Source organism: Stutzerimonas sp. LR2 (genome assembly GCF_055755175.1).
This window is the reverse complement of the sequence record NZ_JBVTRR010000097.1, coordinates 1-579: the sequence shown is the minus strand read 5'-3', so window position 1 is coordinate 579 and position 579 is coordinate 1. Positions and strand designations below refer to the sequence as shown.

1 protein-coding gene is annotated in these 579 nt (G+C 50.6%); it reads left to right on the top strand.

The features are described from left to right. The coding region (locus tag ACVRRC_RS22245; RefSeq protein WP_472997616.1) for a M41 family metallopeptidase at positions 1-579 on the top strand (579 nt) is incomplete at both ends.

Below are 579 nucleotides of genomic sequence, written 5' to 3'. Positions count from 1 at the left end.
CCTTTGTTTACCGGTTATGCATACGCAATTCAAAAATTCAAACGCAACATATCGAATATGGGCGTTTTTCTGCCCCCCTTCGCCGATCAGAGGCCTCGCTGAAACTGACAGCAATCCATGAATGCGGCCATGCCCTGGTCTATGCCCTTCAGAATACTCATCCGGAATTCATGCGGGTTGCCATTACGCGTGAAACACGCGGAACTGTACTACGTCTGGGCTATATGGAAAGCAACGTTGCGCTTGATGGCCGAGCATCACGCGATCAGCTTTATTGGCGAATGTTGTTGGCACTCGGAGGCTCCGCTGCGGAATTGGCCGTCTATGGCAAGCAATTCGAAGGGTCGCAGGAGGACATGCGTTCATGGGGTGAGCAAGCGGACCGTTACCTTCAGAACGGCTTTGGCAATGTGCTACTGATCGATGACGGTAAAGACGAATCTCTGCGACATAACATCGCCGCCTTTAATACCCTTCATGCCGAACAGATCACTATCATAAACCAGTTCATGCGTGACAACGTCACGTTATTAACGGACATGGCTGCTGAATTACGTCATACCGGGGTCTTGGATAAGC